The 19,436-nt window shown below is 60.2% G+C and carries 18 protein-coding genes and 1 pseudogene; 4 read left to right on the forward strand and 15 right to left on the reverse strand.

From position 1 onward, the window contains the following. Positions 1-19 precede the first annotated feature (19 nt). From JNB89_RS17260 to JNB89_RS17285, 6 genes are all read right to left on the reverse strand, one after another. The gene (locus JNB89_RS17260; protein WP_346656213.1) at positions 20-1,057 is read right to left on the reverse strand and encodes a HoxN/HupN/NixA family nickel/cobalt transporter; all 1,038 of its coding nucleotides are present in this window, start codon (positions 1,055-1,057) and stop codon (positions 20-22) included. Beyond that, entirely contained in the window at positions 1,054-1,437 is a 384-nt protein-coding gene (locus JNB89_RS17265) for a nitrile hydratase accessory protein (protein ID WP_220363070.1), read from the reverse strand. Before JNB89_RS17265 ends, JNB89_RS17260 begins: the two co-directional genes overlap by 4 nt. 2 nt (positions 1,438-1,439) lie before the next feature. Beyond that, entirely contained in the window at positions 1,440-2,078 is a 639-nt protein-coding gene (gene nthA, locus JNB89_RS17270; protein ID WP_220363071.1) for a nitrile hydratase subunit alpha, read from the reverse strand. Positions 2,079-2,140: 62 nt separating this feature from the next. After that, the gene (nthB, locus tag JNB89_RS17275; protein WP_220363072.1) at positions 2,141-2,884 is read right to left on the reverse strand and encodes a nitrile hydratase subunit beta; all 744 of its coding nucleotides are present in this window, start codon (positions 2,882-2,884) and stop codon (positions 2,141-2,143) included. A gap of 36 nt (positions 2,885-2,920) precedes the next feature. Next, positions 2,921-3,424 (reverse strand): DUF1097 domain-containing protein, encoded by a 504-nt coding sequence (locus tag JNB89_RS17280; RefSeq protein WP_220363073.1) that lies wholly within the window; start codon positions 3,422-3,424, stop codon positions 2,921-2,923. A gap of 42 nt (positions 3,425-3,466) precedes the next feature. Beyond that, complete coding sequence (locus JNB89_RS17285) at positions 3,467-4,480, reverse strand: CobW family GTP-binding protein (RefSeq protein ID WP_220363074.1); 1,014 nt, start codon at positions 4,478-4,480, stop codon at positions 3,467-3,469. A 300-nt stretch (positions 4,481-4,780) separates the two neighbouring features. Between JNB89_RS17285 and JNB89_RS17290 the strand changes: the two genes are divergently transcribed. Next, positions 4,781-5,005, forward strand: coding sequence for a hypothetical protein (locus JNB89_RS17290; protein WP_220363075.1), 225 nt, complete (start codon positions 4,781-4,783; stop codon positions 5,003-5,005). A gap of 176 nt (positions 5,006-5,181) precedes the next feature. On the opposite strand, the gene JNB89_RS17295 is transcribed toward JNB89_RS17290, so the two are convergent. Further along, complete coding sequence (locus JNB89_RS17295) at positions 5,182-6,684, reverse strand: efflux transporter outer membrane subunit (RefSeq protein WP_220363091.1); 1,503 nt, start codon at positions 6,682-6,684, stop codon at positions 5,182-5,184. An 87-nt stretch (positions 6,685-6,771) separates the two neighbouring features. Here JNB89_RS17295 and JNB89_RS17300 point away from each other — a divergent pair, with 87 nt between their 5' ends. From JNB89_RS17300 to JNB89_RS17310, 3 genes are all read left to right on the forward strand, one after another. Beyond that, positions 6,772-7,389 carry a TetR/AcrR family transcriptional regulator gene (locus JNB89_RS17300; protein ID WP_220363076.1) on the forward strand — a complete coding sequence of 206 codons (618 nt, stop codon included), beginning with the start codon at positions 6,772-6,774 and terminating at the stop codon, positions 7,387-7,389. Between the two features lie 78 nt (positions 7,390-7,467). Then, complete coding sequence (locus JNB89_RS17305) at positions 7,468-8,589, forward strand: efflux RND transporter periplasmic adaptor subunit (protein WP_220363077.1); 1,122 nt, start codon at positions 7,468-7,470, stop codon at positions 8,587-8,589. Beyond that, positions 8,586-11,684: an efflux RND transporter permease subunit gene (locus JNB89_RS17310; RefSeq protein WP_220363078.1), complete on the forward strand. Its 3,099-nt coding sequence runs from the start codon at positions 8,586-8,588 to the stop codon at positions 11,682-11,684. Before JNB89_RS17305 ends, JNB89_RS17310 begins: the two co-directional genes overlap by 4 nt. 129 nt (positions 11,685-11,813) lie before the next feature. Here JNB89_RS17310 and JNB89_RS17315 read toward each other — a convergent pair whose 3' ends face one another. From JNB89_RS17315 to JNB89_RS17350, 8 genes and pseudogenes are all read right to left on the reverse strand, one after another. Beyond that, a complete protein-coding gene (locus tag JNB89_RS17315; RefSeq protein WP_220363079.1) occupies positions 11,814-12,365 on the reverse strand; it encodes a carbonic anhydrase in 552 nt (183 codons plus the stop codon). Between the two features lie 52 nt (positions 12,366-12,417). Then, positions 12,418-13,341, reverse strand: a complete 924-nt coding sequence (locus JNB89_RS17320) for an MBL fold metallo-hydrolase (RefSeq protein WP_346656214.1) — start codon at positions 13,339-13,341, stop codon at positions 12,418-12,420. A gap of 155 nt (positions 13,342-13,496) precedes the next feature. Next, positions 13,497-14,015: a DUF3331 domain-containing protein gene (locus JNB89_RS31425; RefSeq protein ID WP_431026592.1), complete on the reverse strand. Its 519-nt coding sequence runs from the start codon at positions 14,013-14,015 to the stop codon at positions 13,497-13,499. A gap of 49 nt (positions 14,016-14,064) precedes the next feature. Beyond that, positions 14,065-14,210, reverse strand: a pseudogene (locus JNB89_RS31430) (alpha/beta fold hydrolase); the annotation flags it as partial. A gap of 188 nt (positions 14,211-14,398) precedes the next feature. Continuing rightward, on the reverse strand, positions 14,399-15,319 hold the full coding sequence (locus tag JNB89_RS17335; protein WP_220363081.1) for a helix-turn-helix transcriptional regulator: 921 nt from the start codon (positions 15,317-15,319) through the stop codon (positions 14,399-14,401). Between the two features lie 391 nt (positions 15,320-15,710). Further along, positions 15,711-16,457: a glucose 1-dehydrogenase gene (locus JNB89_RS17340; RefSeq protein ID WP_220363082.1), complete on the reverse strand. Its 747-nt coding sequence runs from the start codon at positions 16,455-16,457 to the stop codon at positions 15,711-15,713. 171 nt (positions 16,458-16,628) lie between these two features. Continuing rightward, positions 16,629-17,270: an HD domain-containing protein gene (locus tag JNB89_RS17345; RefSeq protein WP_220363093.1), complete on the reverse strand. Its 642-nt coding sequence runs from the start codon at positions 17,268-17,270 to the stop codon at positions 16,629-16,631. A 65-nt stretch (positions 17,271-17,335) separates the two neighbouring features. Continuing rightward, positions 17,336-18,805: a catalase gene (locus JNB89_RS17350; protein ID WP_220363083.1), complete on the reverse strand. Its 1,470-nt coding sequence runs from the start codon at positions 18,803-18,805 to the stop codon at positions 17,336-17,338. Between the last annotated feature and the right edge of the window lie 631 nt (positions 18,806-19,436).

Consider the following 19,436-nt stretch of genomic DNA (forward strand, 5'->3'; position numbering starts at 1 on the left):
TGACGGGAACGAATTGCGTTCAGACGGCCACCTTTGGCGAGGCAGAGCGCCGTGCGCGGTGTAGCAGCATCGAGATGACCCAGCAGGCGGAGAAGATACCGATGATCGCATAGCCTAGCATGCCAAAATGGTCGCCCAGCGCGCTTGCCGTGTTCCAGACCACACCGTGCAGCGCGTAGCGGTCCTGCAGTAGGCCCAACACCTCCATCGTCCCGACGATGAGCGCGACAGCAACTGAAGTCGAGGTAACGGCGAAGTTATAGGCCAGCTTGCGCTCCGGCTTCATGTACGCCCAGCCGTACGCACCCAGCATCAGATGTCCGTCCAGTGTGTCGATGAGCGACATCCCGGCACTGAAGAGTGCGGGAAATACCAGCACGCTCCAGGGTGATATGCCACGAGCTGCCTGGGTCGCGGACATCCCGAGGAGACTCACTTCGGTTGCGGTATCGAATCCGAGACCAAAGAGGAATCCAAGCGGGAACAAATGCCAACTGCGCGAAACGAGCAGAAACAGGGGCCTCAGAAGGCGCGTCAACGGGCCAAACGGTGGCGGGATTTCAGACTCGCCACTGGAGCGGCGGCGCCATGCTTGCACAATCGACCTCAGGACAAACAGATTCAGGATGGCAATCGCGAACAGAAATCCGGTCGAGACGAGCGTGCTGGCCGTTGCACCAAGGTCTTTGTATGCAACGAATCGGCTGTTGAGCGCGGTCGAAACCAAAGCGACGCCCAATGAGGCAAACACAATGATCGTTGAATGGCCGATCGAAAAGAAGAGTCCCACCGCGACGGGGCGCTGACCATCCTGCATCAACTTGCGTGTCGAGTTGTCAATCGCAGCAATATGATCGGCATCCACAGCGTGACGAAGGCCAAGTCCATAGGCAATGAGTGCCGTCCCGAGCAGTACCGGATGCTGCCGGAACGCAATTGCCGCCCAAGCCCACGAGAGCAGATTGAATGCGACGAGGAGCCCATAGGTACCTAGCAGGCGGCGCTTGACGACGGGGTCGGCCCCAGTCAGTACGTCGGACAGTTGTCGAATCATCATGCTGCTCCTGCTGGGGCGAGAGGCGGTGTATCGGCTGGCGATCGTTGAGTGGGCAGTTGCGGCAGGCATCCAGCAATCTCAGCTCGCGTAAGTGTGCCCGCATCGTGCATCGTCTCCTCCAGTGCGATCAGGAAGCGTTCGTAGTAGTCCCACGGCGGTTGCCCCGAACACGGTTGGGATTCCCATGAGGCGATCGAGCGGATCAGATTCTGGCGAAAGGCTTCCCATTCAAAACAGCCCGCCTTCGACAATGCCATCGCGAGGCCGAAGACCTGTCGTTCCCAAGGCCGGTCAAAGCGCAGCTTGCCTTGTAGACGTGGCGGTGAGTCGGGCTGACCGAGCATTTCCGCAGCCGCGAATTCCTCGAAGCGCGTAAACATGATCAGGTGCCTCCGTGAGCGATTTGCGGTGGCGCGACCAGCGCCACACCCATCATCGACTCCGGTGTGACGAGTGCCGCGAGTTGCTCTTCAGTCATCGCGTCGGTGCCTTCAGGTCGCTCCGGCACGACGAACCAGCGAATCTGTGCACTGCTGTCCCACACCTTCACCTGAACGTTTTCGTCGATAGGCACGCCGAATTCTCGCAGCACCGCACGGGGTTCGCGTACACCGCGTGCCCGGAAGACCGGATCTTTGTACCAGTACGGCGGCAGCCCAAGAACTGGCCACGGATAGCAGGAACACAGCGTACAAATGACCAGGTTGTGTACGCCGGTGCCGTTCGCGACGGCGGCCATATGTTCGCCTTCTGCGCCGGCCATGCCGGACGGCAAGTCGAGTTCAGCGATCGCGGCCGGCGTATCGGCTAGCAAGCGTGCCTTGAAATCGACGTCCACCCAGGCGCGCGCGACAATCTTTGCGCCGTTGAATGGTCCCGCAATCGTTTCGAAGTGGCCGAGCACTGTATCGACGGAATTACTGCCAAGCACACCTTTCTCGATGAGAAGGGCTTCGAGTGCACGAACCTTTGCGGCGCTTGCAGATTCGCGGTCGTCTTCGTATCTAAACAGGTCTTGCATCGTTGATTCCTTGTAGGGTGTTTGTCGGCGCGCGAAATCCGGCGCTATTTGCTTCGTCGCGGTCAGTGTCTGTCGACGAGGTACGCTTCGAAGAGGTCCGCGTATAGCGTCGTATTCGGTTCGCTCTTTTCGATGCCCCAGATATCCGCGGTGTCGAAGGCGACCCGGTAGACGGGCATCGGGGCGCCGATCCCATCAACGCCGGTCGAAACGAAGTACGAGAACGCTCCCGGATAGACGTGATCGATGACACCAGGCTTATTGCGCAGGTAGCCCGGCAGGCGCGTATGGTCCACAGCATCCGGGTCGGCGACACGCACCGTAGAACCGGCTGCGAAACGAGGCGCCGCCTTGCGCGGATTTAGTCCCGAGTCACCCTGTGTCAGGTAGGCGTCGACTTGCGAGTCGATCGCTGCGTTCGGCTGGTCCGGAAGCGGGGCATCCGGATTGGCCCGGTATTCGGCTGTGCGTTGCGCAAGCTCCCCAGCGGTGATGTAGCCGCGATCGATATAGAACTGCGAAATGCCCATGAGCCACTTCTCGTAGTAGCGGTACTTGAAGTATTCGAAAGGCTGCATGGCTTCGGCACCTGTGCGAAGCGAAGCCCAAGTCCAGTTATCACGGAACGCGGTGGGCAGTTTGTCGACCGGGTAGCGGGGCAATGAATCAACAAGATGGGCGCTGGTTGCCATCATGACAGTGTGGATACCAAAAATCCGGCGTTCCCAGTCCTGCACGAATACGCGAGTATCAAGATTGACGGGGCCGAGATTGGCGATGCCGCCGAGGTGATGCTGAAGTTTCATCGTTGATTTTCCTATTGAATAGGGGACGTCAGACGGTTACTGGAAGCTCGGTTGAGACTTGCGCGTAAGTAGTGCTGCAAACGCCTCGGAGGCAATGCCAAACACCGCACCGATTGCGAGTGCCACGGCAGCCACCAGCAAGGGGTTGTGCAGACCACGTGTCGTGATTGGATGGCCGGTCGCGATCGTCGTGCCTACCGTCGAAGCGAAACCCCAGACGACAGCCGGCAGAATGTTCAGCAGTTTGAGCTTCGAGGCCTGAACCATCGCGGCGCTGCCGACACCGACTGCGAGCGCAGCCGCGAAAGGCGTGCCGTCGGTACTAGCAATGGCGAGCAGCGACAGCGAGGCGATGCAGGCACCGGCGAGGTTTGATGTGAGACTTTGCAGGAAACCGTGCGGGCCGCCGCCGACCACGAAGAACGATGCCCATGCAATAAACGTCACCCATACAGGCACGGGTAGCACAGTCGCGGTGACAAACGTGTCGACGAACGCGAGCAATCCAATGCTCACGGTAAGCGCTTCGATCTTCTTCATGACGGACTCCAGTTGTAGGAAGTGGACTGCGGGAGGTGCGGGCTAAGCGGACACGCAGTTGGCGACGCAGTCTGCGAACGCTTCGCTCAGACGGTTTTCGTCGAGATCCCGGCCAATGAACACCAGGCGGCTTGTGCGCGCCTCGCCGACGCGCCACGCTGCACCGGGGCCGCCTTCGAGCAACATATGGACGCTATGGAAATTGAAGCGGCGCGCTTCGCCATCGAAGTTGAGGATGCCCTTCATACGCATGAGTTGAGCGCCTTCACGCTGCACCAGCTGATTGACCCAACGCGTGAAGCGCGCGGCATCGAGTGGCCGCGTATCGGTCACGGAGCACGTACGAATCGATGTGTCGTGCTCGTGATCGTGCGGGGCGTCTGCATCGAGCAGGTCTGGCCCGAGCTCAAGTACGGCGGGTAGTGCGAAACGGCGTACGCCAAGTAATGAGTCGGCGGCAATCCGGCCGTGACTCGCGGACATGAGCGTGGCAATGGGGTTGAGCGTTCGTATGGATCGCTCGATCTGATCGCGCTCCTTGCTGTCGACGAGATCGATTTTGTTGACGATGACGACGTCCGCGAACGAAATCTGCTCGCGCGCAATTTCGTCGCCAAGCTGGCGCGGCAAGTTACAGGCGTCGACGACCGTCGCGACGGACTCGAGATCCAAAGCCTCGCGCAGGTCTGGATCCGCCAGGAATGTCTGGAGCACGGGCGCCGGGTCCGCAAGGCCAGATGTCTCGACAATCAGTCTGTCGATGGGCGTTGCTCCCTGCTCGTTTTGACGAGCGAGCAGAGTTTTCAGGCTTGAGACCAGATCAGCGCGAACGGTACAGCACACACACCCGTTGTTAATTTCGACAAGCGCTTGCTCCTCGGCCTCAATTAATTCGCCGTCGATACCCACTTCGCCGAACTCGTTGACAACTATTCCAATACGACCCGCATACGAGTGCAACAGATGATTGACCAGCGTTGTCTTGCCTGCGCCGAGAAAGCCGGAGATCACGGTGACCGGGAGCTTGCGAATGAGGTGCGGGGTCTGCGCGGACATTTAATGGCCTCTGGGTGAGCGAACGTCCCTGAAAACAGCGAGGAGCAGGCCAAGAGTCAGGGCCTGGCGCGCGTGGACCCAATGCTGTCTCGCGGCGTCGGGTAGCGTGTCACGAATGGCCCGAACTAACCAAAAGAGACGTCGATCTGCGTTGCCCGGTGCGGATCGCATTCAGAAATTGCACGAGGGACTGCACCATATGAGCCGCTCTTCACACATGGATGGTGCCGTGAGCGCACATTTCCACCCCAAAGCGGTGCGTCGCGTTGAAGGCGGTTGGCTCTGGAAAGGCCTTTGGCTATGCAGGAACTGCTAGGCGTGCAGATGGCTGCGGCACTCCATGCGAACTACCGCATCCTGCGCATGCAGGTGAAAGGCGCGATCGCCGAAGTTAAAGCGGATCAACACCATTTCCATGATGCTGATCTTCCAACGACGATAGCTTCATTCACCGGAACCCGCCGGGTGAGGAGCGCGACGGCCATCTTAAGCGCGGCGAGAAGGAAGATACGGGTCTCTCGATAAAAGACAGTCGTCAAGCCTTCGCCCGCGTTTGGCCGGCGTCATGGTTGCCACTCCTTCCGGAGCGGCTTAGGGCAAGCGACGCCGCCCTGCAGGCCTCTGGCAGCGCTAAGTCGGAGGCGCGCAGCACCGCTGCGGGTATCCGTCTGGCGATGCGACCAGCGTCTGGCATGCGGAACTTACGCGCCGCCCGCAACCGCATTCTTCCCGACGGAGCGTGCAGATTGCGATTGCTGTGGTTGAAGTGAATCCGGATTCCATCCACCGCCGAGTGCCTTAAACGTCGCGATAGCCGCGCGAGCCGTTTCCGTTTGCGCCTGTGCCTTCGCGTCAGAGGCCCGCAGAAGGGTTTCGTCGGCGTGCAGTACATCGATGAAACTTGCGGCGCCCCCGCGGTAAGCGGCCATCGAGGAATCCCGCGCTTTCGATAGTGAGGATTCTGCGTGCGAAAGCGTGTCGGCCTGCGAACCGCGGTTCACCAGCGACGAGAGCGAGTTTTCAACATCCTCAGTGGCGCGAAGGACGGCCTGGCGATAGGCTGCAAGGGCTTCCGCATCCGCACCCTTTGCCTCCTTGACGTCCGCGTTGATGCGCCCAAAGTCGAACAGGCGCCAGCGTAACCCGACGAGACCTGCCATCTGGCTGGCGCCGCCCGTGAACAGCGTGCCGGTGGCCGCGGCGGTTGCACTGCCCAGGAATGCGCTCAGCGAGACCGTAGGGTAGTACTCGCTGATTGCCGCGCCAATGCGGGCATTGGACGCCGCGAGGTGACGTTCCGCGGCGATCAGATCCGGTCGCCGTTGCAGCAGGTCTGCGGGTGTGCCCATATCCGAGATGGAAGGGGCCGCGGGGATTGGACCTGCGGCTGTGAGCTCTGTCCGGTGGGTACCCGGAGGGGAGCCGAGCATGACGTCAAGGGAGTTCAGCGCCGCGTCCAGTCCCGCATTCAGGACGGGGACCGTTGCCTTGACCTGGTCGAGCGATCCTTGTGCCTGCTGAACCTGATAGTCAGCCGCTGCGCCCTTCGAGTAAAGGAGCTTTACGTCAGCGAGCAGTTCTTCCTGTGTTTTTACCTGCCGGTTTGCGATATCCAGGCGGGTCTGCAGGCCACGTATCGTAACGTAGATGTCTGCGATTTGAGCTGCGACAGCAAGCCGGGTGGCGACAGCCGCTGCCTGAGTGGCTGAATAGTTCGCGAGCGCAGCTTCACGCTGCCTGCGCAGGCCGCCGAAAATGTCGATCTCCCAGCTTGCTTCCAGGTTGACTTCGTACTCGCTGCCCCAACGGTTGTAGCCGGGCTGCGCGTTGAGCAGTTGACCGACTGGCGTATCGACCGACTGGTAGGCCCGGGACGCCGAGCCCGAGACCGTGGCCGAAGGGAGCAGTGCTGCATCTGCGCCACCCAGTCGTGCCCGGGCCTGGTCGATCCGAGCGACGGCCTGGGCGAGGTCCAGGTTCTGGGCAAGCGCGAGGGAAACGTAGTGGGTCAGCGGCGGATCATTGAAGCTCTCCCACCAGGCTGACAGATCTGCTGGGGGAGCAGTTGCGGCCTTTGCGGCCGGCGGCTGCGTCATATAACTCTGCGCGAGCGGTGCATCCGGCCGGTGGTAGTCGGGACCCACCGCGCAGGCAGAAAGGACAGCGGCGCTAATCAAGAGAAGAAGGGGGCGAAACGAACGCATGATGATCTCGGAAAGTGGCATGGCAGTGACCAATATACAATATGGTCACATGTTGTCAATGACTCTCTGAGAGGCTAAGCTTGAGACATGAACACGCCCATCACCTCCGCCCCCCCGTCTCGCGGCCCCTCGGAACACGAGGTTCGCGCCCAGATCGTCGAAGCAGCGACAGAATATTTCAGTCGATACGGCTACGAAAAGACCACGGTTTCCGACCTCGCTAAGGAAATCGGTTTTTCGAAAGCGTATATCTACAAGTTTTTTGACTCAAAGCAGGCGATAGGCGAGGTAATCTGCGCTAACCGCCTTGCTGCCATCATCACGACAGTGAACGACGCCGTCGAGGACGCTCACAGCGCAACCGAGAAATTTCGTCGCATGTTCAAGGCGTTACTCGCCTCGGGCAGTCAGCTCTTTTTCCAGGATCGCAAGCTTTACGATATCGCCGCCGTTGCTGCTGCCTCGCCGTGGCCCTCAGTCAGGGGCTACGAGGAGCGGATACGGCAACTTGTGTCCGAGATCGTGCTTCTCGGACGAGAAACGGGCGAATTCGAGCGCAAGACGCCGCTGGATGAGGCGGCGAATGCCATCTTTCTGGTGATGAAGCCTTACTTCAATCCCTTGCTACTGCAATACAACCTGGATGGGGCGGAGGAGGCGGCGCTTCAGCTCGCGGGTCTGGTGCTCAGAAGCCTGGCACCATAAATTTTTGGCTGTGACTGTTGACTGATTTGGTCACTAGCATCAGAATGGGGTCTCCTATCCGTCGCAAGGAGCGACCCCATGTCCCGGCATCGTTACTTTGTCTTCACACTGAGCCTGGCGTCGCTTGCCCTCGCGGCATGCGGCGACCGGCATGTTTCCGACCCGCGTACCGAGGCTCCGCTCGTACGCACAAGCGTTGTCCAAAGTGCACCGGGGGAGAGCCGCTCGTTCACGGGTGTCGTTGGCGCCCGTGTCCAGAGCGATCTTGGCTTCCGGGTTCAGGGAAAGGTCATCGAGCGTCTGGTGGACGCGGGGCAAACAGTCAAGCGTGGCCAGCCGTTGATGCGCATCGACCCGATCGATCTGGGGCTGCAGGCACACTCGCAGCAGGAACTGGTTAATGCGGCGCAGGCTCGCGCTACCCAGACCGCAGACGACGAGGCCAGGTATCGCGATCTCGTGGCTGCCGGTGCGGTGTCGGCATCGACGTATGCGCAGCTCAAGGCGGCTGCCGATTCAGCCAGGGCCCAGCTCGTTGCCGCAAAGGCGCAGGCTAATCTCGCGAACAACGCCTCTGGGTATGCCGTTCTCGTGGCGGATGCGGACGGTGTGGTCGTGGAGACACTGGCCGAACCGGGCCAGGTCGTCTCCCCGGGGCAGATCGTCGTGCGTCTTGCGCACGCCGGCCCGCGCGAAGCCATCGTCCATCTGCCCGAAACACTTCGCCCCGCTCCCGGTTCGGTTGTGCAGGCGACGCTCTACGGCGCGGACATGAAGAGTGTCCCCGCCACGTTGCGGCAGCTCTCGGACTCCGCCGATCGTCTGACGCGCACCTACGAGGCAAGGTACGTCCTCGCGGGCGCACTGTCCGATGCGCCGCTTGGTGCCACCGTGACTGTCAGCCTGCCGGGTGACGGCGGACAGCGGCAGACCGCTCTTGAGGTACCTGCGGGCGCATTGTTTGATCCGGGAACCGGCACGGGTGTCTGGACGATCGAGGGATCGCCGGCGCATGCGTCCTGGCGCAAGGTTCACATCGCGGCACTGGGCAACGAGACGGCAACCGTCACCGGCGACCTTCACGAAGGGGAGCGGGTAGTGGCGCTTGGGGCCCAGTTGCTTCACGCTGGCGAAAAGGTGCGCCTCACCGATGACGGTATGTCGACGACTTCGGTCACGCGGGCGGGAGAGACGCAATGAGCGGCTTTAATCTCTCGGCACTCGCGGTGCGCGAGCGCTCGGTTACCCTCTTTCTGATCATCCTGATTTCTGTTGCCGGCATCGTCGCGTTCTTAAAACTCGGACGGGCGGAAGACCCGCCCTTTACCGTCAAGTCGATGACGGTCATCACCGCCTGGCCCGGCGCCACGGCGCAGGAAATGCAGGATCAGGTCGCCGAACCGCTTGAAAAGCGCATGCAGGAGCTGCGCTGGTACGACCGCACTGAAACCTACACCCGTCCGGGGCTGGCGTTCACCACCGTGACTTTGCTGGACAGTACGCCGCCCGCCGAGGTGCCCGAGCAGTTCTATCAGGCCCGCAAAAAGCTCTCTGATGAGGCGGCGAATCTGCCCCCCGGCGTGATTGGTCCGCTTGTCAATGATGAGTACTCCGACGTAACGTTTGCGCTGTTCGCACTGAAGGCAAAGGGGCAACCCGAGCGCCTGCTCGTGCGCGATGCGGAGGATCTGCGTCAGCGGCTGCTTCACGTGCCGGGCGTCAAGAAGGTGAACATTGTCGGAGAGCAGGCCGAACGGATTTATATCTCGTTCTCGCACGACCGGCTCGCGACACTTGGCGTAACGCCGCAGGACATCTTTGCGGCGCTTAACGGACAGAATGTTCTGACACCGGCCGGGTCGATCGATACGGCAGGCGCGCAGGTGTTCATTCGCGTCGAGGGGGCGTTCGACAAGCTGCAGAGAATTCGCGACACGCCCATCGTCGTTCAGGGCCGCACGCTCGAGCTCTCGGATGTGGCCACCGTCGAGCGTGGTTACGAAGATCCGGCCACCTTCCAGATTCGCAACAACGGCGAACCGGCGTTGCTTCTTGGCGTTGTCATGCGCGACGGCTGGAACGGCCTGAACCTCGGACACGCACTCGACAAGGAAGTGACTTCGATCAATGCCGGGTTGCCTTTGGGGATGCGTCTTACCAAGGTGACCGACCAAGCCGTTAATATCCAATCGGCCGTCGACGAGTTCATGGTCAAGTTCTTTGTCGCACTGCTCGTGGTGATGGTCGTGAGCTTCGCCAGCATGGGGTGGCGGGTCGGCATCGTGGTGTCGGCAGCGGTGCCGCTGACACTCGCGGGCGTCTTCGTCGTCATGGCGGCAACAGGCAAAAATTTCGACCGCATTACACTCGGCTCTCTGATCCTCGCGCTTGGGCTGCTTGTCGACGATGCGATTATCGCCATCGAGATGATGGTCGTGAAAATGGAGGAGGGGTATAGCCGTGTCCAGGCATCGGCCTATGCCTGGAGCCACACGGCCGCCCCGATGCTGTCAGGCACACTGGTCACGGCAGTCGGGTTCATGCCGAATGGCTTTGCGCGCTCGACGGCGGGGGAATATACCAGCAACATGTTCTGGATCGTTGGTATCGCGCTGGTCACATCATGGATCGTTGCGGTTGTCTTCACCCCGTATCTGGGTGTCAAGCTGCTGCCCGACATTCCCAAAATCGAGGGCGGGCATGCAGCGATATATAACACCCCCAATTACCAACGCTTTCGGAAGTTTCTGGTACGTGTAGTCCAGCGCAAGTGGATGGTCGCGGGGGCTGTCGTCGTGTCGTTCGTGATTGCGGTGATGGGAATGGGTGTCGTGAAGAAGCAGTTCTTCCCGACCTCGGATCGTCCGGAAGTCCTTGTGGAGGTGCAGATGCCGTATGGCTCATCCATCGAACAGACTTCGGCGGCGACGGAAAAAGTCGAGGCATGGCTCGCGAAGCAGCCCGAAGCGAAAATCGTGACGTCGTACATCGGGCAAGGTGCGCCACGTTTCTATCTGGCGATGTCTCCGGAACTCCCGGATCCGTCCTTCGCGAAGATTGTGATAAACACGAACGATGAGAAGCAGCGGGAAACCCTCAAGTTGCGTCTGCGCGCGGTCATCGCGCGAGGTCTTGTGCCTGGAGCGCAGGTTCGCGTCACCCAACTCGTGTTCGGTCCTTATTCGCCGTATCCGGTTGCGTTCCGCGTCATGGGCCCGGACCCGCAAAAGCTTCGCGCCATCGCCGCCCAGGTCAAGGGCGTCATGACTGCCAGCCCGATGATGAGAACGGTCAATACGGACTGGGGCCCCCTGGCTCCCAGCCTGCACTTCACGCTGGATCAGGACCGGCTCGGGGCTGTCGGTCTGACGTCCAGTGCGGTTGCGCAACAGTTGCAGTTCCTGCTGACCGGCATTCCTGTCACGAACGTGCGCGAGGACATTCGTTCTGTCGAAGTCGTCGCGAGGTCGGCTGGCGATATCCGTCTCGATCCGGACAGGATTAACGGATTTACCCTTGTCGGCGCGGCGGGTCAGCGCGTGCCGCTGTCGCAGGTCGGCAAGGTCGATGTCCGGATGGAGGATCCGATTCTTCGTCGGCGCGACCGCACGCCGACCATCACCGTACGGGGCGATATCGCCGAGGGCCTTCAGCCGCCTGATGTATCGACGGCAATGCTGGCAAAACTGCAGCCGGTCATCGCTCAGTTGCCGGATGGGTACCGGATAGAGGAAGCCGGGGCAATTGAGGAGGCCGGCAAGGCGAATCAGGCTCTCGTGCCACTGTTTCCGATCATGATTGCGCTCACGTTGCTGATCATCATCTTCCAGACGCGGTCGATCGCCGCCACGATGATGGTGTTTGCGACCAGCCCGCTGGGGTTGATCGGCGTGGTGCCGACACTGCTGCTGTTCAACCAGCCGTTCGGGATCAACGCCCTCGTGGGACTCATTGCGCTCTCCGGCATTCTGATGCGCAATACGCTGATCCTGATCGGTCAGATCGAGCAGAACGCGCGGGAAGGCATGACGCCATTCCACGCGGTGGTGGAAGCTACGATCCAGCGATCCCGGCCGGTTATCCTGACTGCGGTTGCCGCAATGCTGGCCTTCATCCCGCTGACACATTCGGTGTTCTGGGGCACGCTGGCCTATACCCTGATCGGTGGAACCTTTGCGGGAACAATCCTGACACTGGTGTTCCTGCCCGCGATGTATTCCATCTGGTTCAAGATCCGGCCTGACGCGGCGAACGCTCCAGCCGCCCTTGAGGACAATGCCAGCACGATCGCGTAACACTACGTCGTACCGGTATTTCCCCGCCTGTGGCAGCGGTGACGCGAAACGGTTCCGCAGGCGGGTTGCGCCACAGTTGGAGTGAGCCCGGATAGCCGATAACGGGCCCAGTAGGGGGTACCCGCTGTATCAACTTGAGAGCACGTTGGAAAGTGCTTTCGAAGGCGGAACAACCATCTCGACGTTGCCCGTCTCAACGTCATAGACCAAGCCGGAGACCGTATAACCTCCGACGATATCGGCGCTCGCCCGCAGGGCCGCCACGTCGAGCGTGACTGCTTTGTAAGGATCCTTGATTTCCAGGTTGTCGAGTTCTGACAACGTCACTCCCATATGTTCTGCCAGGAGGCGCGGTTCATGACAGTAGCACCGCATGATGCCGCAGTCGGTATGGTGCAAAACGATGAGGTTCCAGTCCGGGCCGATGTCGCCACCTGCAGCAACGGCTACTGTGCGCAGAATCCCGAGGGTTTCAAATACAGCCGGATTCACGCGGCCGCCGACGTTACGAAGGATTCCTGTCTCGCCGGGCGCGAGCTTGAACAGATCCATGGGATCGACGCGGGGGTCTACGCATCCAATGATTAACGTTTTGCTTGTCGGCATCATACGGAGGCGCGGATTGAATCTGTTTTCAGCAAACTCAACGTTACGACGCATCAAGCTATCGATGTAGTCCATGACGACCTCCTCGCAAATGAAATATGACGCTTTCGAGCATCAGGCGACTGCATCAGATCGTGTTCAGCGGGATTCTGAGGTAGCACTTGCCGTTGTCGTCCGCCGGTGGAAAGGCACCGGCCCGCATGTTCACCTGCATCGCCTGAAGAATCAGCTTCGGTAACGCCAGTGTCTGGTCTCGCGCAGTGCGCGCCGCAATAAACGCGCTCTCCGTTATACCGTCACGAATATGTACGTTCGCGGTGCGTTCGGCCCCAATGGTTGTTTCCCAGGCGTAGGTGTCGCGGCCGTGGGCCTTGTAGTCGCGGCTCAGGAACAATCTTGCTTCGTCGGGAAGCCGCAATAGTCGCCGTATGGAGCGGTAAAGCTGCCGCGCGTCTCCGCCGGGCAAGTCGGTCCTCGCAGTCCCGTAGTCCGGCATCAAGATCGTGTTGCCGCAGAACACCGAGTCGCCGATGACGTAGGCGACACCGGCTGGCGTATGGCCAGGGGCGTCCAGCACCCTGCACCCGATAGCGCCGATTTTGAATTCCTCCCCGTCATCGAACAGATGATCGAACTGCGAGCCGTCTCGCGGGAACTCCGGTCCGGCATTGAACAGCTCACCAAAAATTGTCTGGACCGTCGTTATGGCGCGCCCGACTGCAAGCCTACCGCCGACATGCGCCTGCAGAACAGGCGCGGCGCTCAGGTGGTCTGCATGCGCATGGGTCTCAAGTAACCATTCAGTCGAGAGGCCCTCGGATTCAATATACGCAACGATGGCCTGGGCAGACGTCGACGAATATCGGCAGGTCGGCGCGTCGAAGTCGAGCACAGGATCGATGACCGCCGCCGCAAGCGAGACAGGATCATGAACGACATAGCTTGCGCTAAACGTGGCCTCATCAAAAAATGCACGGATAATCGGAGTCGGATATTGACCAGCGCGGGTCTGAACGATGTTCGCGATGGCGTGTTCGAGTGGTTGATCCACGCGACGTCTCCTTTGTCTTGCCACGATTGTTTCTGGTTCACACTTCAAGAATACCTGAGCGCAATGCGGTTCTTGGAAGCAACAGCATCTGCGCCCCGATGGCGGAGCCGGTTTTGCAGTGGGACATCTGGTTCTGCGACGAACCCGAGTGATGTCTACGCGACCCGGTCCTGCGACCGATCTACAGATGACGCCTTGATCATCGCCGTCGAGTTGCTGCACATCGCGTTTCGCGTGCGTTTTGGACGAAAGACGGGATCCCCCCGTACAATCAAGTGGCCCGACAGAATGCAAACTCCGCTTTTTCGGGCAACGACTTTCCGCCATGTCTGTTCCCCATATCGACACCCGATCGAACTGCTCCACGAGACGAGCACGGTATCGGGGGACGGGCGGTCAAGAATCACAATGCGGACGATCTCGGGGTTTAAGTTGTCACTGGCGAAACGCTCGTCCCGTCGCAGGAAGGGCGGTGCAGGCGGAGACCTTCGTAGAGAGTCGAGAATCCTGCCCCAGCGATGCCAATCGGTTATACCGTTTGTGAAGCCTTCGATATTGGGAGCGCATTTCATATCTTCATTGCCGCCATTGGGTAAGGAGTGTAGCGGGAGAAACGGCGTTGCCCAGCGTGCGTTCTTTTCCCGAGACCTGTATGGAGCGGCATACAGGTACATCGCAGGTACATCGCAGGCACACTGTCAGCTTTGCAGGAAATCGAGCAGATCCAGGTTGACTGCCAACCAGTACAGCCCCTTGTACATCGAGATGATTAAAAGCGCTGCCAGATCGCCGGCGTATTGATCCATGTTATTGCCGTCCCACGGCTGGCCAGAGCGGCCGTGACCGCGACGATCATGTGCAATGACGCGATCAAGACGGACCGGCGACGGCGATTCGTTCGCCGGTCCGCCACCGTAGTCCTTGACTTCCAAGCCTAATGCACGAAGCCGTTGCGATCTTGGACAAAGCAACGGCACATGGATAAACCATGGGTGTTCGCTGCAACGTCGAAGGCATCAGACATTCGAAATGTCGGCGGCAAATTTTTTGCGTGAAGCTAGCGCCGACGATTGTGCAGACGCCAATCCTTCGGCCCGCACTCTTCAAGGCGCGAGAACACGCGAGAGAAATGGCTCTGATCGAAAAATCCACAGTTGGACGCGATAGTGGCAAGGCTCGCGTCGGTCTCGCGCAATTGGGTTTTAGCCCGTTCGATTCTCTGCTTGAGCAACCACTGATGGGGCGTGAGTCCGGTTGTCTGTTTGAACGCCTCGGAAAAATAGCTTGAGGAGAGACCGCACTGGCCCGCGAGGTCGAGAATGGAGGGATTGCCGTGCAGATGAGCCTCGAAGAATTCGTTGACGCGCCGCATCTGCCATGGCGCGAGTCCGGCACGGCGAACGCGATTGGGCGTATTGGCGTTGCTATACCGCATGACCACATGCTCGCAGAAAGCGAGGGCAATATAATCGACAAGCAGTGAGCCAACGGTCTCCGACTGTTCCAGTACTGTCTGCAATGTTTGCGAAAGGCGAAACAGGACTGGATCGCTTGCGCCGAAGCCTCGTTGCATGAGACCTCCGATGCGCCGCCGCCCTTTTTGATAGGCAAATTCCTCGAGGGTGCTTTGAGAAAGGTAGAGGCGGATGTTATCGAACGGAAAATCGAGCCGACGCGTCGGACCCGTGCGCAGGTCGAACAGATAGCTATGGCCTGGTATGCACGAGGTCGGTTTGTTGAAACGCCCCCCGGAATAACGAACGTCGGGATCCGGGCACATGATCAGCGGAATCTGGAAGACAAACGCTTCTTCTGGTCGGGGCGCCAGAGAGCGTCCGGGTTGCGGCCGGTTGTTTTTCAACCTCGAGAACGAGACTGGAGGGCTCTGCGAAACGATGCCTGCGCGCACGGTCGGGGCTTCCAGCAGGTTGAACTGTCTGGCGATCGTTGCCTGCAGCGATGGCAGGTCCAGATCCACGGGACTTCTCTCGTTCATTCATCTCGCTCGCGAAGGGACCGTTCCGATGGTCCTGCCGTTGCCGGATGGCGGGGGAAAGCCGGAATCGCTAATCTAACTGAATTTTATTACTGTCGCGCGCGCCGGCCGCCGTCGTCTGGAATGGTTGGCGCCATCGCGCATGGACTCGCCGCGAGGCTTGCGATGTTTGACCAGGGGCAGAGGGATGACCCGCGAATGCGGGCCACCGTGATGAAGTGCGCGCGCGGACATTTGCTTTCGTCACGCTCAGTTGTCACACTTCAATTAGAAGCAGCAACACACGAAGACGTGGAAAACCCGGAACGACCGTGACGTTTGTTTCGCGGGTCCGAGGTGGCTGATCATGCGGGCCCGGTTCCGCGAATCTGCCTCATCGCATGCCCCCACTGGCGATGATATGTTCGCCCGTCAACCACTTTGCGTCGTCGGAGGCGAGGAAGACCGCGATCGACGCCACGTCGTCCGGCCTGCCCACACGCCCGAGCGGCGTCTGGCTGACTGCCGAACTCTCGAACTCCGATCCGATCACCCCGGCGGTTTGTGCGCCTTCGGTCACGATCACGCCCGGATTGATCGTGTTCACGCGAATCTTCCGCGGCCCGAGTTCGCGGGCGAGTGCGCCGGTGATGGAATCGACCGCGCCTTTCGTGCCGCTATAAACGGCGGTCGTGGCCGGCGTGAGCGTCGAAACAACCGAGCTGACATTGATGATGCTGGCACCCTCGCCAAGGTGCTGGACCGCGGCCTGTGTGGTGAGCAAAACGCCGAGCACGTTAATGTCGAACTGCCTGCGGTATTGCGCCTCCGTGAACGCGTCGATGGGCGCGAACTCGTAGACGCCGGAGTTGTTCACGAGGATGTCGAGGCGACCATAGGTCTCGATCGCCGCGTCGACGATGCCCTTTGCGTCGGCGGCCTTCGACACGTCGCCGCCCACGGCAATCGCTTTGCCTCCGGCTGTCGTGATCGCAGAGACAACTTCGTCCGCGCCGGTCTTGCTGCTCGCATAGTTCACGACAACCGATGCACCCTCTGCCGCGAGCGCCTTGGCGATGGCCGCGCCGATCCCTTTCGACGCGCCGGTTACGACCGCCACTTTCCCTGCAAGTTTGCTCATGATTTTCACCTCAGTGTGAATGAATCCGCTGATAGAAACCGACGTCGCGTCGAGTACGATGCAATCGCCAATGTTTTCTGCCGCCCCGGACTGATGCGCCTTCGCGAAATCGGAGCGCCGATCGCATGGTGCAGGACGAATCGACGCGTATCGTCCCGCAGGACGTCTGCTTCAGCCCGGCCACGGCGAATTGCGGATCACGGAACAAAAATTGCCGCGATGGAAATGCGGCTCCTTGTCGGCGATCACGTCGGCTTTCACGTTGCCGAAGGTGGTCTCCGGTTTGTGTTTGATGCCATCGTAGAAGGCCTGAATGATCTCCTCCTTGAAGCGTGGCGGGCGCGGATGCGCATGCGTCACAGCTTCGCGTTCCTCGTGGGAAAAATCGTGGTAGGAGAGACCGAGCACATCCATCTCGACGCCGGCCGTCACGAGCGCGACGATCGGGTGCATATGGCGCGGAATGCCGGGCGTGGTGTGCAACGCGATGGCCGTCCAGACGAGATCGATGTCGGCCGCGGTAATGCCCCGCGTCGAGAGAAAATCGCGGGCCGCATTGGCACCGTCGACTTCGAATCGTTCGGTGGCGCTGCTGTACGCACTGGCGAGGCCTACGTCATGAAACATGGCGCCCGCGTACAGGAGTTCCGGATCGAATTTCAGGCCGCGGCGCGCGCCCTCCAATGCACCGAACAAATACACGCGGCTCGAATGATGAAAGAGTAGGGCGCTGGACGTGTCGCGCACGAACTCGGTGATTTCCCGTGCTAGCTGACTATCGGGGACGGCGACATCCTGAACGAACTGTGACATGACGTTTCTCCATCGAGAGGTGAGCGGGGTCGCCATCGAGCCAGACGCCGCGCGCGAATGGCCTGCTACTTCGTTTCAGTCGTCGCCGCGAGTCTGGCTAGCGCCTCGCGAACCCCCGCGCCATACGCGGGGTCCGCCTTCGAGCAATTGAGAATGTGGCGTTCCTGGATAGAAGCCTGAACGGAGGCCATCTGGCGAGCGGTGTTATCGAACAGCACTTGCCGCTGCGCCTTGCTCATCAGACGAAACAGATCGCCGGGCTGCGCGAAGTGATCCACATGCACGCGATGGTCCCAATGAGCGGCGTCGCCTTCGATGGGCAGCGGCGGCTCGTGAAGGCCGGGCTGCACTTCCCACTCGCCGGCGCTGTTCGGATAGTAAGAGGGCGTGCCGCCGAGGTTGTCGTCGGTGCGCATGGCGCCATCGCGGTGGTAGCTGTGCACGGGGCACTTGGGCGCATTGACGGGAATGTGATTGAAGTTCACGCCGAGCCGATACCGCTGCGTGTCGCCGTAAGAGAAAAGGCGCGCCTGCAGCATCTTGTCCGGCGAGAAGCCAATGCCGGGTACCACATTCGCGGGCGAGAAGGCTGCTTGCTCGACCTCTGCGAAGAAATTGCCGGGGTTGCGGTTCAATTCGAGGACGCCGACCTCGATCAACGGGAAATCGCGTTTCGGCCAGACCTTGGTGAGATCGAACGGATTGAATGGCAGCGACCTGGCTTCATCGTCGGTCATCACCTGAATGAAGAGCGTCCAGCGCGGAAACTCGCCGCGCTCGATGCTCTCGTAAAGATCGCGGCCGTGCGTTTCACGGTCTTTTCCGACCAGGTGTTCGGCCTCGCTATCGGTCAAATTCTCGATGCCTTGCTGCGTACGAAGGTGAAACTTCACCCACGCCCGGCGATTGTCGGCATCGATAAGACTGAACGTATGGCTGCCGAATCCGTGCATATGGCGATAGCTGCGCGGAATGCCGCGATCGCTCATGACGATCGTGACCTGATGCAGCGCTTCCGGTAACAGTGTCCAGAAGTCCCAGTTACTGTTCGCACTGCGCAGTCCCGTGCGCGGGTCGCGTTTGATCGCGTGGTTGAGATCGGGAAAGCGTAGCGGATCGCGGAAAAAGAACACGGGCGTGTTATTACCCACGATGTCCCAGTTTCCTTCTTCGGTATAGAACTTCACCGCGAAGCCCCGGATGTCGCGCTCGGCATCGGCGGCGCCGCGCTCGCCTGCCACGGTCGAAAAGCGCAGGAATACCGGCGTGGTCTTGCCGATTGCCGAAAAGAGCTTGGCTTTGGTATAGCGTGTGATGTCGTGCGTCACCGTGAAGGTGCCGTGGGCACCCGACCCTTTGGCGTGCATGCGCCGTTCGGGAATGACCTCGCGGTCAAAATGCGCGAGTTTCTCTATCAGCCAGATATCCTGCAGCAGCGCGGGACCGCGCGGGCCGGCCGTTTCAATGTTCAGGTTGTCGACAACGGGTGCACCCGTTGCGTGACCAAGACGCGTAGACGTATCGCGATTTGTCATGCCACGACTCCAGGGAAGGTTGTGCGGTACCGGCGCAGCACCGTAGCGTTTCGGGCTGGTGGATGCGCGAGTCTTTATGGGCAAATCAGTGTGCTTTTCCTGCAGGCGCGACGAGATGAAGCCCGCCACCGCGCTGCGATAGCCACTCGATCAATGCGAGATGAGGGGCGCAGGCATCGACTTGTCGATGTGAAGGAAGCGTACCTGTTGGGTGCACGGCCGATCTTGGATAAAACAACGATTCAATGGACAAATCGTGGGCGGTTGTGTGAACCGGAGGCAATCGCTGATTTGCGAAGGGCAGAGGAATCCGGCGAATTGCGTGCCGATAAAGATCGAGCAGGCGTCAATGCATCGATAACGACGCCAAGCATGCCGGACGCTATGGGTTCTGCTGGCGCCATCTTTCGGCCGGCATCATTTGAGGTGCGAAAACACTGATCAGTGTGGCTATGTGCTGGACGTATCCGTCGCGGGGTGTGAGCCTGTCAGAAATTTTGTGTTCAAGGCATAACATGTACCCAAAGGAGCATGTATGCCAAGCAAACCGAAAGCAGGGTCTGCGCCCCCGCCTGAGCTGCCGGCAATACCAGAGGAGCTCATCGATCAGATCGTGAAGGGGCCGATGACG

This window comes from Paraburkholderia phenoliruptrix (assembly GCF_019511605.1).
GTDB lineage: Bacteria > Pseudomonadota > Gammaproteobacteria > Burkholderiales > Burkholderiaceae > Paraburkholderia > Paraburkholderia phenoliruptrix_A.

Coding starts and splice junctions, on each gene's coding strand:
- JNB89_RS17300 (WP_220363076.1), top strand. CDS start 6,772: ATGAACACGCCCATCACCTCCGCCCCCCCGTCTCGCGGCCCCTCGGAA.
- JNB89_RS17295 (WP_220363091.1), bottom strand. CDS start 6,684: ATGCGTTCGTTTCGCCCCCTTCTTCTCTTGATTAGCGCCGCTGTCCTT.
- JNB89_RS31425 (WP_431026592.1), bottom strand. CDS start 14,015: ATGTACCTGTATGCCGCTCCATACAGGTCTCGGGAAAAGAACGCACGC.
- JNB89_RS17265 (WP_220363070.1), bottom strand. CDS start 1,437: ATGTTTACGCGCTTCGAGGAATTCGCGGCTGCGGAAATGCTCGGTCAG.
- JNB89_RS17285 (WP_220363074.1), bottom strand. CDS start 4,480: ATGTCCGCGCAGACCCCGCACCTCATTCGCAAGCTCCCGGTCACCGTG.
- JNB89_RS17345 (WP_220363093.1), bottom strand. CDS start 17,270: ATGTCACAGTTCGTTCAGGATGTCGCCGTCCCCGATAGTCAGCTAGCA.
- JNB89_RS17280 (WP_220363073.1), bottom strand. CDS start 3,424: ATGAAGAAGATCGAAGCGCTTACCGTGAGCATTGGATTGCTCGCGTTC.
- JNB89_RS17315 (WP_220363079.1), bottom strand. CDS start 12,365: ATGGACTACATCGATAGCTTGATGCGTCGTAACGTTGAGTTTGCTGAA.
- JNB89_RS17310 (WP_220363078.1), top strand. CDS start 8,586: ATGAGCGGCTTTAATCTCTCGGCACTCGCGGTGCGCGAGCGCTCGGTT.
- JNB89_RS17290 (WP_220363075.1), top strand. CDS start 4,781: ATGCAGGAACTGCTAGGCGTGCAGATGGCTGCGGCACTCCATGCGAAC.
- JNB89_RS17305 (WP_220363077.1), top strand. CDS start 7,468: ATGTCCCGGCATCGTTACTTTGTCTTCACACTGAGCCTGGCGTCGCTT.
- nthB (WP_220363072.1), bottom strand. CDS start 2,884: ATGAAACTTCAGCATCACCTCGGCGGCATCGCCAATCTCGGCCCCGTC.
- JNB89_RS17260 (WP_346656213.1), bottom strand. CDS start 1,057: ATGATGATTCGACAACTGTCCGACGTACTGACTGGGGCCGACCCCGTC.
- nthA (WP_220363071.1), bottom strand. CDS start 2,078: ATGCAAGACCTGTTTAGATACGAAGACGACCGCGAATCTGCAAGCGCC.
- JNB89_RS17340 (WP_220363082.1), bottom strand. CDS start 16,457: ATGAGCAAACTTGCAGGGAAAGTGGCGGTCGTAACCGGCGCGTCGAAA.
- JNB89_RS17350 (WP_220363083.1), bottom strand. CDS start 18,805: ATGACAAATCGCGATACGTCTACGCGTCTTGGTCACGCAACGGGTGCA.